Below are 13,379 nucleotides of genomic sequence, written 5' to 3' on the forward strand. Positions count from 1 at the left end.
CTCAGGTGGCCGGGTAGCGGTCGATGGGCGGCGGCGTCGGCGCGGGCACCCCGGACAGACCGAGCGTCGCCTCGAACGCCTTCTTCCAGTTGCCGTTCTTCTCGTTCGCCTCCAGGGCGTCGTTGAGGGCGAACCTCAGCGCGTTGTCGCTGCGCGGGACTCCGATGCCGTACGGCTCCTGGGAGAACGGCTTGCCCACGACCTTCATCTCCTTGGGCGCCTTGGCCGCGAAGCCCAGCAGGATGGCATCGTCGGTGGTGACGGCGTCGACCTGGTAGGTCAGCAGGTTGTCGACGCAGATGGAGTACGTGTCGTAGGCGACCAGGATCGCCTTCGGATAGTCGGCGGCGATGCGCTGGTACGGGGTCGACCCGGCGGCCGAGCAGACCGTCTTGCCGGCCAGGTCCTGCGGGCCGTTGATGTCGTGCTCGTCGGTGCGGACGAGGAGACTCTGTCCGGCCATGAAGTAGGGACCGGCGAAGCCGACGAGCTTCTTGCGCATCGCGTTGATGGTGTAGGTGCCGACGTAGTAGTCGATCTGCCCGTTCTGCAGCGCCGTCTCGCGGTTGGCGGAGGCGATGGTCCTGAAGCGGATCGTCTTCGGGTCGAAGCCGAGCGAGGCCGACATCATCTTGGCGATCTCGATGTCGAAGCCGGAGTAGATGCCGGTGGCCGGGTCCTTCTCGCCCAGGTAGGGCTGGTCCTCCTTGGCCCCGACCCGGAGGTAGCCGCGCTTCTTCGCCTTCGTCCAGGTCGGCGAGGCGGGCAGGCGGAAGGCGGTGTCGACCTTGTACACCGGCAGTTGCTCGGGCTTGGGGCCCTTCACCGGCGGGCTGCCCTCCTTGCCGCACCCGGTGGCGAGCACGGCCAGCAGCAGACCGGCGCAGGCGGCCAGAACTCTTCTCGTACGCAACACGGAACCCCCCGTCAGTGCTTGAGGATCTTGGACAGGAAGTCCTTGGCGCGGTCGCTCTCCGGAGCGGTGAAGAACGCCTCGGGAGTGCGGTCCTCGATGATGCGTCCGTCGGCCATGAACACCACGCGGTTGGCGGCGGAGCGGGCGAAGCCCATCTCGTGGGTGACGACGACCATGGTCATGCCGTCCCGGGCGAGTTGCTGCATGACCTCCAGCACCTCGTTGATCATCTCCGGGTCGAGCGCCGAGGTCGGCTCGTCGAAGAGCAGCGCCTTGGGGTCCATGGCGAGGGCGCGGGCGATGGCGACGCGCTGCTGCTGGCCGCCGGAGAGCTGGGCGGGGAACTTGTCGGCCTGCGAGGCCAGTCCGACCCGCTCCAGCAGTTCGCGGGAGCGCCGGTCCGCGTCGTCCTTCTTGCGCTTGCGGACCTTGAGCTGGGCGAGCGAGACATTGGCCAGCACGGTCCGGTGCGCGAACAGGTTGAACGACTGGAAGACCATGCCCACTTCGGCCCGGAGCTGGGCGAGGCCCTTCCCCTCCTCGGGGAGGGGTCTGCCGTCGATCGCGATATGGCCGGACTCGATCGTCTCCAGCCGGTTGATGGTCCGGCAGAGCGTCGATTTGCCGGAGCCGGAGGGGCCGATGACCACCACCACCTCCCCGCGGCCGACGGTGAGATTGATGTCCCGCAGTACGTGCAACTGTCCGTAGTACTTGTTGACGTCCCGCAGCTCGATCAACGGATCGACGGCCATACGCTGCCCTACCCACTTTTCGCTGTGTCGAGGTCAGCGCAAACTATCCAGCCGTCAAAGGGACTTCATCATCGACACGCACAAATGGGGCATAAGGCTTCTTGTTCGGTTGTAGTGAAATTCCTACCTCTCGGCCGACTCCGAATACACCTGGGAGAGTTCGGGGCTGCCCGCCATCGCCCAGTCCAGCCCGGCCTCGACCACGTCGATCTCCCGCCCCGAGGCGAGCCGCACCACGGGCTGCCCACCGGGCCGGATGCCCCAGACCGCGCCGGGGACATTGCGCACCAGGACCGTCCCGAGGTACAGACCCGCGTCGTTGCCCAGCCAGGGCAACTCCTCGGGGTCGTCGCGCCAGCGTGGCGGCAACTGGTCGAGCGCCGCCAACGAGGCCGGGCTGTCGTCGAGTTCGAGCCCGCGCTGCCCCGCCCGGACCCGCAACAGCTCGCACTCGGCGAGGAGCTCGGCCACGCCATCGGGATCGGCCGCCACGGCGGCGGCGAGCCCGGCCCCCCGCACACCGTCGTGACGCTTGCGCCAGTTGTCCAGGAAAGGGATGTTCATGACCAGATCCCCACAGGGCCATTGCCGCCCGATCCGGCCCGCACCAGGGGAGCGCCCGGCGCGAGCGACGGCCGGCAGCCGGCTCCTGTTGGTGTCAGTCGACTCACGCCCACCATGCTCATCTCCCACTCGACTCCCACCGGACCCCACCAGGCCGGCACGGCGAAGTGCGACCATCAGGTCACCATGACACAGAACCGGCCCCGGGTCGCCGCACCTCGGGGGTGTGCTGCGACCCGGGACCGGCGAGCCGGCCGACGACGGAGACGACCGCAGGGTGATCACTCGTCCGATCGGACACATGTTTGAGTCACCCGTGCGTCGTACCGCACGGTCGACCGCGAAGCCGTGGAGAAGGAGTGCTCCTAGGACGGAGGCATGAGGACCGTGTCGACGAGGTAGACCGTGGCGTTGGCCGTCTTGATGTCTCCACAAACGATCTTCGCGGTGTCGTTGACCTTGAACGACGTGCCCGACCCGGAGGTCTTGAGCATGGAGCCCTCCAGCGTCTTGAAGCTGCCGTTGGGAAGGTCGTTCGGGGTGATGGTCTTGTCCACGACGTGGTAGGTCAGGACCTTCTTCAGCTTCCCCTTGTCCTTGAGGAGGCCGGCGAGCTGCATCTTGGAGATCTTGTCGAAGGCCGCGTTCGTGGGGGCGAAGACCGTGATGTGCTTCGCGTCGTTGAGCTTGGTGGTGAGCCCGGCATCCTTCAACGCGAGTGCCAGCTTGGTCAGTTTCGGGTTGTTGGCCGCTGCCGTGGCCACGCGTTCCTTGGACATGCCGGTGGCGCTGCCCTTGCCGCCGTGCGGCAGCTGGGAACATCCCGGCCCGAAGGGGCTCGGCGTGCTGGACGGGCTGGACGCCGCATCACCGGCGAACGCCTGCGGGGCGAACGCACCGAGCGAGAACGGAAGGGCCACCACAGCGGTGACCGCTGCGGCGCTCGTGCGGATGCGATGTGACCTCATACCGGTCCCTCTTTCCTCTGTCTGAGCGGAAATCCGTGGGTGTCGATGGCGACCCTCATGGGACGAGGACTGTGGCCGACCCGGCCGGGGTATCGTCTGCACCGCTCCGGCATACCTCGTGGACCACCGCATCAAGCCTAGACACCACGCAGCGGGAAGCGCACCCGGAAGACACTCGGCCGGTTGCGCCGCTCGCCCGCGGCTTGCGAAGACGGGTGCTCCACGGCGGGCGGATCAGCCGTGCGGGCACGCCCTGGAGAAGCGGGCACACCCCGGAGAGACGAAGGCCCCGACGGGCGTTCACCGCCCTTCCCCCGCCGGCCACCGGTCGGTCACCCTCAGTGACCAGTCAGCGCTTCTCCGTGGCGAAACCGCGCGCCATGCGCTCCGATGCGCGGTTCCGGCCGAAAAGCGGTGGAGGCGAGCCGATCCGGGCTGGTAGCTTCACGATCATGTCCAGCCCCGAGTCCGACAGAGGCTAGCCACCGGTCCGCCGGTGGCCGATCCCCCGCGGAATCGCTCCTCTCACGCCGAGTACCGGCCGGAGCCGATTCCCACCGGCTGCTGCCGCAGGACCACCGCTGTGTGGGCTGCGCTCTTCCCGTCCGCGCTCACGGATCGCTCTCGATGCGGCCGTGCACGGACCCTCCGGCTCCGGCGCCTGCCGTCGTCGGCTCACGTCCATGAACTCCCCGGACGTTCTTCCGCGTTGCCGCCCGTCGTGACGGGCGGGCGTGGGCCCACACCCCCTGTCTGGTCCATCCATCTGCCGTCCATGGGGTTCCTTCATGCCATTCGCCGTCTACGCGCTCGGGCTCGCCGTCTTCGCTCAGGGCACCTCCGAGTTCATGCTCTCCGGTCTGCTCTCGGACATCGCCGCCGACCTGAACGTGTCCATCCCCGCCGCAGGGCTGCTGACCTCGGCCTTCGCGATCGGAATGATCGTCGGGGCGCCGTTGACGGCGCTCTTCAGCCGGAACTGGCCGCGCCGCCGTGCCCTCCTGTTCTTCCTGTGTGTCTTCGCCGCCGTCCATGTCGTCGGCGCGCTCACTCCCGGCTACGGGCTGCTCCTCGCGACCCGGGTCGTCGGGGCGCTGGCCAATGCGGGCTTCTGGGCGGTGGCCCTGGTGACCGCGGTCTCCATGGTCGGGCCCGAGGCCCGGGCACGCGCCACCTCGGTGGTGGTCGGGGGCGTCACCGTCGCCTGTGTGGCCGGGGTGCCCGCCGGTGCGGCGCTGGGCGGGCACTGGGGGTGGCGGTCGGCGTTCTGGGCCGTGGCCCTGGTCTCCGTACCGGCCATGCTCGTGATCGCCAGGACCGTTCCGGCGGGGCGGCCCGAATCCGCCCCCGCCCCCGCGAGCGTCGAGTTGCGCACCCTGGCCGGTCCGCGGCTGCTGCTGACCCTGCTGACCAGCGCCCTCGTGCAGGGGGCGACGTTCTGCGCGTTCTCCTACGTGGAACCGCTCGCCACCCATGTCACCGGGCTCACCACGGGCTGGGTCCCCGGGCTGCTGGCACTCTTCGGACTGGGCTCGTTCATCGGCGTCACGGTCGCCGGCCGGCTCGTCGACACCAGGCCGGTCACCTTCACCGCGACCGGTCTGGTGGCGCTGGTCATCGGCTGGACCGGGCTGGCCATGACCGCGGGCAGCCCGTCGGCGACGGTGGTGCTCGTCCTCGTCCAGGGAATGCTCGCGTTCGGCACCGGTACGGCGCTGATCTCCTGGGTGTTCCGGCTGGCGGCCGACGCACCGACCATGTCGGGCTCGTTCGCCACGGCCGCGTTCAATGTGGGCGCCGCGCTCGGCCCCTGGCTGGGCGGCCTGGCGATCGGCGCGGGCTACGGATTCCGGTCGCCGCTGTGGGTGAGCGCCCTGCTGATGGTCCTGGCCCTGGGCACCGCCGGGGCGGCATTCGGGATGAGCCGTGCCGCCGATCGCGGCCGGGACGGCATCGCCGCGGTCTGACGGACTGCGGTGGATGAGGCCCCGCCCGGCGCTGAACGGGCGGGGCCGTCCTGGTCACGGCAAGCAGCCAGCAAGCGGAACAGGGACGGGAAACACGCTATCGGCCGCCACTGACAACGGGCCTCAGATGTCGAGGTCCACGACCACCGGGGCGTGGTCGGACGCGCCCTTGCCCTTGCGCTCCTCGCGGTCCACGTAGCTGTCCCCCACCGCCGCGACGAACGGCGCGTTGCCATAGACCAGGTCGATCCGCATGCCCTTGTTCTTCGGGAAGCGCAGCTCCCGGTAGTCCCAGAAGGTGTACGGGCGGTCGTACTTGAGCGGGCGCGGCATCACGTCCGACAGCCCTTCCTCGCGCAGTGCCGCGAGGGCGGCACGCTCGGCGGGGGTGACATGCGTGGCCCCCTCGAACACCGCCGGGTCCCAGACGTCCTCGTCGGTCGGGGCCACGTTGAAGTCGCCCAGGACCGCGAACGGCCGCGGGCCGGCGGCGTCCGCCGCGACGGCCTTCCGCAGTGCCTCGAACCAGCGCAGCTTGTACGCGTAGTGCGCGTGCTCGACCTCGCGGCCGTTGGGCACGTAGACCGACCAGACCCGGACCGGGCCGCAGGTCGCGGAGATCGCCCGCGGCTCCTGCACCCCGTCGTAGTCCGGGCCGTCGGGCAGCCCCTCGACCACGTCGGACAGGCCGGCCCGGGAGACCAGCGCCACGCCGTTCCACCGGCCGGTGGCGTTGACCGCGGACTCGTAGCCGAGCTCGCGGAGCGCGTCCGCCGGGAACTGTTCGGCGGTGCACTTGGTCTCCTGGATGCACAGCACATCCGTGCCGCTGCTCTCCAGCCAGGCCAGCAGCCTCGGGAGCCGGGCGGTGATCGAATTGACGTTCCAGGTGGCGATGCGCATGTACGTAAACCTAGCGGCTGGCACTGACAGCCGCCGGACGGGCACCGGTCACAGGGCGGTCGAGTCCCCCGGGACCAGCCGGCCGTGGTCGGTGCCGCCGAGGCTGCCGATCTGGCTGTCGTAGATCGGGCGGGCGAGATCGGTGAGCAGTGCGTCGTGGATGTCGATGGCGCGCCGCGGCCCGACCTCGCGTACGTAGTCGATGACCTCGGAGATCTTGTTCCAGGGGGCCATCACCGGAAGCAGCAGGGTGTCGACCGGCCGGTCGGGGACGGTGAGCGCGTCGCCCGGGTGGAAGAGCGAGCCGTCCACCAGGAAGCCGATGTTGGTGATCCTCGGGATGTCCGGGTGGATGACGGCATGCAGCTCCCCGTGGACCTGTACGTCGAAGCCCGCCGCGGTGAAGGTGTCGCCGTGGCCGACGGTGTGGACCCGGCCGGGGAAGGCTGCCGTGAGCCGGTCGGCGACGCTGCGCAGCGTCCAGATCTCGGCGGCCGGGTTGGCCTCCATGCCCGCGCGCAGCCGTCCCTCGTCGAAGTGGTCGGGGTGCTCGTGCGTCACCAGCATCGCGTCGGCACCGACGGCGGCGTCCTGCTCGGAGAAGCCGCCCGGGTCGATGACGAGCGTCCGCCCGTCCTTCTCCAGACGGACGCAGGAGTGCGTCTTCTTGGTCAGTGTCAGGTGCATGGGGTTCACGGCGTCCATGACTCCCATACTGCTACGGGCGGGGCCGTGTTTCCTCCTCGATCACGGTCCGGGCGACGGAGAAGGCGGCACCGGCGGCGGGCACGCCGCAGTACACGGCGGTCTGCATCAGCACCTCCTTGATCTCGGTGGGGGTGAGGCCGTTGCGCAGGGCGGCCCTGACATGTGCGGCCAGGCTCTCCAGACGGCCGGAGGCGACCAGTGCGGTGAGCGTGACGCAGCTGCGGGTGCGGCGGTCCAGGCCCTCCCGGGTCCACACCTCGCCCCATGCGTAGCGGGTGACCAGCTCCTGGAAGTCCTCGGTGAAGTCGTCGGCGGCGGCCAGGGCCCCGTCCACATGGGCGTCGCCCAGCACCTCGCGGCGCACCTTCAGGCCCGGCTCGTACGGGTCGGGGCGCCCACCGGTCCCGGGCCGGGGCTGCGGGGTGGCGGCGGTGATCTCCGCGACGGGCAGCACGGGTGCGGAGAGCTGCGGGGTGGACGGCGGGACGGGGATGGCGGCGAGGGTGTCCTGCCAGGCCGTCGAGAAGTGGGTGAGCAGCAGATCGGTGACGGCTCCGGGCTGCTCGACCGGGGCGAGGTGGGAGGCGCCGGGGACGAGGGCGAGCCGGGCGTCCGGTATGCCCGCGACCAGGACGCGGGCGTCACCCGGTCCGGTGACCCGGTCCTCGGCGCCGACCAGGACGAGGGTCGGGGCGGTGATACGGCCGAGTTCGCCGCGTACGTCGAAGGCGGCGAGGGCCTCGCAGGCGGCGATGTAGCAGCCGGGGTCGGTGGTGCGGACCATCTGGACGGCCCAGTCGACGATGGCCGGCTGGGCGGCGGAGAACCCGGGGGTGAACCAGCGCTCGGGTGCGGTGCGTGCCATCGGCTCCAGCCCGTTGGTACGCACCACCACCCCGCGCTGACGGAATTCGTCGGCACTGCCGAACCGGGGCGAGGCGGCGACCAGGGCCAGCGAGGCGACCCGGTGCGGGTGGCGCAGCGCCAGATCGGCGCCGATCGCACCGCCGATGGAGCAGCCCGCGTATCCGAAGCGCTGGACGCCGAGTCCGTCGAGGGTGGCGAGCAGCCGGTCGGCGAGGTCACCGATGGCGGTGGCGGGGTGGGCGGGGGCGCCGCCGTGCCCCGGGAGGTCGTAACGGAAGACCCTCCAGTGCGGGGTGAGCTCCGGTATCTGCCGGTCCCACATGTGCCACGAGGTGCCGAGGGAGGGGCCCAGGACCAGGATCGGTGCGTCCTCGGGCCCGTCAAAGCGGTACTGCAGGGTTTCAGTCGTCGTCTCACTCACCCGCCCACGCTCCCATATCGCACACTTTCCGGCGGGAGAGGGGGTCGGGACGCTCGCCGGACCTCCGCATGCGTGCACCGACGGGCGAAGATCCTCCACATCCGGCGTCGCCTACCGGCGCGCCGTGGTCCTGGTCCCGGTCCGGACCGCTCGCTACCGGTCCCCGGTGCTCCCGCCCCGGCCGGAGGTCCGTACCGGAAGGAGCGTGGACCAGCGCACTTCCTCCTCGCGCTGCTCCTGCCCCCGTCGCAGCCTCGCCCGGACGGCCAGGCACACCACGGTGGTGGTGCCCGCGACCGCCGTCAGCGCGGCCAGGACCGGGGTGACCGGCATGAGCAGCAGAAACATCGTGAGGGCCGCCGCGCCCCACCCGGTCAGCACGGCGGCGGCGGCCGGCCGCCGTGAGCGGGGCCGGTCCTGGCCCGCCCGCAGGTCGACATAGGCGGGCAGGTACCAGACATTGCCGGCTGCGAGGAGCACGACGACACCGGCCGCCAGAACACCGTGGGACATCGGCAGCACTCTCCTGTGGGCGGGGTTTGCGGGGACGGGGGCGGTGGGGCGGGAGGGTCAGTGCGGTACGGCGGGTTCCGGTTCGAGTGCGGCGATCTCCGGGTGGTGCAGATCCAGGGCCGGGGACTCGCTGCGGATACGGGGCAGGGAGGTGAAGTTGTGCCGGGGCGGAGGGCAGGACGTGGCCCATTCCAGGGAGCGGCCGTACCCCCAGGGGTCGTCGACGGTGACCTGCCTGCCGTACTGGCTGGTCTTCCAGACGTTGTAGAAGAAGGGCAGGAAGGACAGTCCCAGCAGGAACGACCCGATGGTGGAGAGGGTGTTGAGAGCGGTGAAACCGTCGGCGGCGAGATAGTCCGCGTACCGGCGCGGCATTCCCTCGGCTCCGAGCCAGTGCTGGACGAGGAACGTGAGGTGGAAACCGATCGTCAGCACCCAGAAAGTGATCTTTCCCAGGCGTTCGTCGAGCATCTTGCCGGTGAACTTCGGCCACCAGAAATGGAATCCGGCGAACATCGCGTACACGACCGTACCGAAGAGCGTGTAGTGGAAGTGCGCGACGACGAAGTACGAGTCGGTGACATGGAAGTCGAGCGGCGGTGAGGCCAGGATGACTCCGGTGAGTCCGCCGAATACGAAGGTGATCAGGAATCCGGTGGTCCACAGCATCGGTGTCTCGAAGGAGAGCGACCCCTTCCACATCGTGCCGATCCAGTTGAAGAACTTCACCCCGGTCGGTACGGCGATCAGGAAGGTCATGAAGGAGAAGAAGGGCAGCAGCACACCACCGGTCGCATACATGTGGTGTGCCCAGACGGTGACGGACAGTCCGGCGATGGCGATCGTGGCGGCGACGAGACCGATGTAGCCGAACATCGGCTTCCGGGAGAAGACCGGGACGATCTCGGAGACGATTCCGAAGAACGGCAGGGCCAGTACGTAGACCTCGGGATGACCGAAGAACCAGAAGAGGTGCTGCCACAGCAGCGCGCCCCCGTTGGCGGGGTCGAAGATGTGCGAGCCGAATTTTCGGTCCATCTCCAGCGCGAAGAGAGCCGCGGCCAGCACCGGGAAGACCAGGAGGATGAGTACGGCGGTCAGCAGTACGTTCCAGGTGAAGATCGACATCCGGAACATGGTCATTCCCGGGGCACGCATGCAGATGATGGTGGTGATGAAGTTGACCGCTCCGAGAATGGAACCGAAGCCGGAGAGCGCCACGCCCATGATCCACATGTCGGCGCCGATTCCCGGTGAGTGCGTGGCGTCGGACAGCGGGGCATAGGCGAACCACCCGAAGTCGGCGGCGCCCTGCGGAGTGAGGAACCCCGCGGCGGCGATCAGTGAGCCGAAGAGGAACAGCCAGTACGCCAGCATGTTCAGCCGCGGGAACGCCACATCGGGCGCGCCTATCTGAAGCGGCATGAGCCAGTTGGCGAATCCGGTGAACAGCGGCATCGCGAACAACAGCAGCATCACCGAACCGTGCATGGTGAATGCCTGGTTGAACTGCTCGTTGGAAATGATCTGTGTCCCGGGGCGGGCGAGTTCCGCGCGCATCACGAGAGCCATCGCGCCGCCGATGATGAAGAAGACGAACGCGGTGACGAGGTAGAGCGTGCCGATCTGCTTGTGGTCGGTCGTGGTGAGCCACGAGACGACGATCCGCCCGCGGGAGGGACGGCCTTTCCCGGCGGGGGGCGTGTCGGCGGTGGCGGCTCCGGGGCCGGGGGGCCTGGGCCCCTGTGCGGGGGCGGCTCGATTGCCCTGCTTTTCCATTGCGTCCACCGGACCGTGTCCTCCAGCTCTTGCGGTTCTTCGAGCGCTCCCCGGCCGCACGGGCGGCGGGGAGCGGTCGGAAAGGTCCGGCGAATCACGGGGGGACGGGACCGGACCTTCCCGGCCGCACCATGCTGGCCGCGCGCCTCGAAGCCCTCCAGGGACCGACGGGGTACGTTCCGCCGGGCCGACCGGCCCTACTTGCCGGGGCGTCGGGGAGCCGACCGGCCTCACCGGGGCGGCGGCGCACGGCCGGACCCGCCCTGCGGCTGCCGTAGGCTGACCGTCCGTGGACCGGTCCCAGCCCTGCGGTGATCCGGTGAGCGATTTCCCGGCATACGGCACACGGATCCTGAGAGCGGCGCCCGATGACAGAGACAGCCCCCAGGGCCTTGCCCGACTCCCCCTGTGCCGGCCCGGCGGCCTGGCCCCAGCCCAGCCGGCCGGACCGGATGCGCGGTCTGCTGGATGCCGTGATGAGCCTGGGGCGGGGCCTGGAACTGCCCGAGGTGCTCCGCGGGATCGTGGAGGCCGCGGTGACCCTGACCGACGCGGAGTACGGGGCGCTCGGCATCGTCGGGGACGGACAGAAGCTGCTGGAGTTCCTGCCGGTCGGCATATCGGAGCCGCTCGCCGCCGTGATCGGCCAGACGCCGTGCGGGCGCGGCATCCTCGGTGAGCTGATCCGGCATCCGGAACCGCTGCGGCTCACCGATCTCAGCAGCCATCCGCGCAGCTTCGGGTTTCCGCCCCACCACCCCCCGATGCGCACCTTCCTCGGGGTACCGGTGCGGGTGCGCGACGAGGTGTTCGGCAACCTCTACCTCACCGAGAAGCGGGGCGGGGTGAGCTTCGACGCCGACGACGAGGCGGTGCTGACCACCCTGTCGATCGCGGCCGGGGTCGCCATCGACAACGCCCGCATGTACGACGAGAGCCGTCGCCGGGAGCGGCGGCTGGAGGCGCTGGGCGAAATCACCCGCACCCTGCTCTCGGGGACGGACGCCGACGAGGTGCTGCATCTGATCGCCGAGCGGGCGATGGAGGTGGCGGGGGCCGACCGGGCCGCGATCCTGCTGCCGACACCCCCCGGGCCGCGCTCCGGGGCTCCGGAGACCTCCGGGGCCGAGGCACGTCTGACCGTTGCCGTCGCCCACGGCAGGGACTCCGAACGCGTCACGGGGCTGTCCGTACCCGCACAGGGTTCACTGGCCGGCCTCGCCGCCCGTACCGGGACCCCGGTGCACTGCGCCGATGTGCGTACCGATCCCCGGGCCCACCCGTTCGGTGACGGTGCCGAGGACGGTCTGGGGCCGGTGGTGACGGTTCCCCTGCGGGTCGACGCGGAGACCAGGGGCGCCCTGCGCCTGGGACGGCCGGTGGACCGGCCTCCGTTCGACGACGGCGAGGTCGCGCTCGTCTCGGGCTTCGCCGACCAGGCGGCCATCGCCCTGGAACTGGCCCGCAGGCGGGCCGAGTCCGAGGAACTCGCCGTCATGCACGACCGGGACCGGATCGCCCGCGATCTGCACGATCTGGCGATCCAGCGTCTCTTCGCGACCGGGATGACCCTGCAGAGCACCACGCGTGCCATCGCGGACCGGCCGGGTGCGGCCGAGCGTGTCAGCCGGGCGGTGGACGATCTGGACACCACGATCCGGATCATCCGGTCCACCATCTTCGACCTGCGGACGGCGGACGGTCCGGGCCGCGGCGGGCTGCGGCACCGGATGGCGGAGACCGCCCGCACGGCGGCCCACGCCCTCGGTTTCCGGCCCTCCGTGCGGATCGACGGGCCGGTGGACACCACGGTCCCGGACGAGCTGGCCGAACACGTGGTGGCGGTCGCCGCCGAGGCGGTGTCCAACGCCTCCCGCCATGCCCGTGCCACACGTATCGGCATCGTGCTGTCGGCCGACGACGCGGTGACCCTGACGGTCACCGACAACGGCATCGGAATCGGCGTCCGGGACGGTGTCACGGCCCCGCCCGGGTCAGGAGCCTCGGCCGGGCGCCCCGGAGGGCTGGCCAACATGCGTACGCGGGCGGAACTGTGCGGCGGCACCCTGGCCGTCGAACAGCCGGCGGACGGCGGCACCCGGATCATCTGGAGCGCGCCGCTCCACGACTGACGCCCGGGGCCGCCCCCTGAGTGCCCGTCAGCCTCTCGGGACCTGAGGCCACCCCTGGCGGTCCTTGACCCGGCCGACGAGCATCGCGGCCTGGATCCGGCGGCCCACGCCCAGCTTGGCGAGGATCGAGGAGATGCGGTTCTTGACGGTCTTCTCGGCCAGGAAGAGGCGTTCCGCGATCTCACGGTTGGTGAGTCCCTCGCCGATGAGATCGAGGATCTGCCGCTCCCTGGGCGTGAGTCCGTCCAGTTCCGATCCCGCCGACGCCTCGGCGGGCGGCCTCTCGGTGCCCCGCAGCCGCTCCATCACGCGCGCGGTGGTCCGCGGATCGAGCATCGAGGTGCCCGACGCGACCCTGCGTACGGCGGTGATCAGATCCGCACCGTTGATCTGCTTGAGCACATACCCCGCGGCGCCCGCCATGATGGCGTCGAACAGCGCCTCGTCGTCGTCGAACGACGTCAGCATCAGGCAGGCGAGTTCGGGCATCAGCGCGCGCAGCTCCCGGCACACCTCGATGCCGGCGTGATCACCACCCCGGTCGTCTCCGAGGCGTACGTCCAGCACGGCGACCTGCGGTCTGCTGGCCGGTACCCGGGCCAGCGCCTCCCGGGCGTCGGATGCCTCGCCGACGACCTCGATGTCGTCCTCGGCCTCCAGCAGATCGCGTACGCCGCGCCGGACGACCTCGTGGTCGTCGAGGATGAAGACGCGTACGGGGGGCGCGGACCGGGGCGGATCCGTGCTCGGCGGGGTCGTGCTCGGCGGGGTGTTCGCGAACTCATTCACCACATGCTCGATCGGTTCGGGGAGAGGGGCGAAAACAGTATGTGCCCGCCCGCGGGACAGTCCCCGCCGGGGGGCAACAGCATGGAAAACAGCGCCT

The 13,379-nt window shown here is 70.2% G+C and carries 12 protein-coding genes; 2 read left to right on the plus strand and 10 right to left on the minus strand.

The window, feature by feature from the left end; translation table 11 throughout:
• Window position 1: 1 nt before the first annotated feature.
• The 4 genes from AB0D53_RS29120 to AB0D53_RS29135 all read right to left on the minus strand — a co-directional run bounded on the left by AB0D53_RS29120 (window position 2) and on the right by AB0D53_RS29135 (window position 3,203).
• The gene (locus AB0D53_RS29120) at window positions 2–913 is read right to left on the minus strand and encodes a glutamate ABC transporter substrate-binding protein (protein ID WP_362452094.1); all 912 of its coding nucleotides are present in this window, start codon (window positions 911–913) and stop codon (window positions 2–4) included.
• Between the two features lie 14 nt (window positions 914–927).
• Window positions 928–1,671, minus strand: a complete 744-nt coding sequence (locus AB0D53_RS29125) for an amino acid ABC transporter ATP-binding protein (protein ID WP_329819889.1) — start codon at window positions 1,669–1,671, stop codon at window positions 928–930.
• A 123-nt stretch (window positions 1,672–1,794) separates the two neighbouring features.
• Entirely contained in the window at window positions 1,795–2,235 is a 441-nt protein-coding gene (locus tag AB0D53_RS29130) for a DUF6278 family protein (RefSeq protein ID WP_329819888.1), read from the minus strand.
• A gap of 365 nt (window positions 2,236–2,600) precedes the next feature.
• A complete protein-coding gene (locus AB0D53_RS29135) occupies window positions 2,601–3,203 on the minus strand; it encodes a fasciclin domain-containing protein (RefSeq protein WP_362451938.1) in 603 nt (200 codons plus the stop codon).
• A 788-nt stretch (window positions 3,204–3,991) separates the two neighbouring features.
• Between AB0D53_RS29135 and AB0D53_RS29140 the strand changes: the two genes are divergently transcribed.
• Window positions 3,992–5,170, plus strand: coding sequence for a Cmx/CmrA family chloramphenicol efflux MFS transporter (locus tag AB0D53_RS29140; protein WP_362451939.1), 1,179 nt, complete (start codon window positions 3,992–3,994; stop codon window positions 5,168–5,170).
• Window positions 5,171–5,293: 123 nt separating this feature from the next.
• On the opposite strand, the gene AB0D53_RS29145 is transcribed toward AB0D53_RS29140, so the two are convergent.
• The 5 genes from AB0D53_RS29145 to ctaD all read right to left on the minus strand — a co-directional run bounded on the left by AB0D53_RS29145 (window position 5,294) and on the right by ctaD (window position 10,370).
• A complete protein-coding gene (locus tag AB0D53_RS29145) occupies window positions 5,294–6,073 on the minus strand; it encodes an exodeoxyribonuclease III (protein ID WP_362451940.1) in 780 nt (259 codons plus the stop codon).
• 48 nt (window positions 6,074–6,121) lie between these two features.
• Window positions 6,122–6,778: an MBL fold metallo-hydrolase gene (locus AB0D53_RS29150; RefSeq protein WP_362451941.1), complete on the minus strand. Its 657-nt coding sequence runs from the start codon at window positions 6,776–6,778 to the stop codon at window positions 6,122–6,124.
• A 13-nt stretch (window positions 6,779–6,791) separates the two neighbouring features.
• Entirely contained in the window at window positions 6,792–8,069 is a 1,278-nt protein-coding gene (pcaC, locus tag AB0D53_RS29155) for a 4-carboxymuconolactone decarboxylase (protein WP_362451942.1), read from the minus strand.
• A 153-nt stretch (window positions 8,070–8,222) separates the two neighbouring features.
• Complete coding sequence (locus AB0D53_RS29160; protein WP_362451943.1) at window positions 8,223–8,582, minus strand: hypothetical protein; 360 nt, start codon at window positions 8,580–8,582, stop codon at window positions 8,223–8,225.
• A gap of 57 nt (window positions 8,583–8,639) precedes the next feature.
• Window positions 8,640–10,370 (minus strand): cytochrome c oxidase subunit I, encoded by a 1,731-nt coding sequence (gene ctaD, locus AB0D53_RS29165; RefSeq protein ID WP_362451944.1) that lies wholly within the window; start codon window positions 10,368–10,370, stop codon window positions 8,640–8,642.
• Between the two features lie 443 nt (window positions 10,371–10,813).
• On the opposite strand from ctaD, the gene AB0D53_RS29170 reads away from it, so the two are divergent.
• Window positions 10,814–12,493: a GAF domain-containing protein gene (locus tag AB0D53_RS29170; protein ID WP_362452096.1), complete on the plus strand. Its 1,680-nt coding sequence runs from the start codon at window positions 10,814–10,816 to the stop codon at window positions 12,491–12,493.
• Between the two features lie 27 nt (window positions 12,494–12,520).
• Here AB0D53_RS29170 and AB0D53_RS29175 read toward each other — a convergent pair whose 3' ends face one another.
• Window positions 12,521–13,282, minus strand: a complete 762-nt coding sequence (locus AB0D53_RS29175) for a response regulator transcription factor (RefSeq protein WP_362451946.1) — start codon at window positions 13,280–13,282, stop codon at window positions 12,521–12,523.
• Window positions 13,283–13,379: the final 97 nt, after the last annotated feature.

Source organism: Streptomyces sp. NPDC048295, from assembly GCF_040652135.1.
Taxonomy (GTDB): Bacteria; Actinomycetota; Actinomycetes; order Streptomycetales; family Streptomycetaceae; genus Streptomyces.

Excerpts from the sequence above, each read along its gene's own strand:
- AB0D53_RS29125 (WP_329819889.1), bottom strand. The coding sequence starts at position 1,671 with ATGGCCGTCGATCCGTTGATCGAGCTGCGGGACGTCAACAAGTACTAC.
- AB0D53_RS29140 (WP_362451939.1), top strand. The coding sequence starts at position 3,992 with ATGCCATTCGCCGTCTACGCGCTCGGGCTCGCCGTCTTCGCTCAGGGC.
- AB0D53_RS29130 (WP_329819888.1), bottom strand. The coding sequence starts at position 2,235 with ATGAACATCCCTTTCCTGGACAACTGGCGCAAGCGTCACGACGGTGTG.
- AB0D53_RS29170 (WP_362452096.1), top strand. The coding sequence starts at position 10,814 with ATGCGCGGTCTGCTGGATGCCGTGATGAGCCTGGGGCGGGGCCTGGAA.
- AB0D53_RS29160 (WP_362451943.1), bottom strand. The coding sequence starts at position 8,582 with ATGTCCCACGGTGTTCTGGCGGCCGGTGTCGTCGTGCTCCTCGCAGCC.
- AB0D53_RS29145 (WP_362451940.1), bottom strand. The coding sequence starts at position 6,073 with ATGCGCATCGCCACCTGGAACGTCAATTCGATCACCGCCCGGCTCCCG.
- AB0D53_RS29135 (WP_362451938.1), bottom strand. The coding sequence starts at position 3,203 with ATGAGGTCACATCGCATCCGCACGAGCGCCGCAGCGGTCACCGCTGTG.
- AB0D53_RS29150 (WP_362451941.1), bottom strand. The coding sequence starts at position 6,778 with ATGGACGCCGTGAACCCCATGCACCTGACACTGACCAAGAAGACGCAC.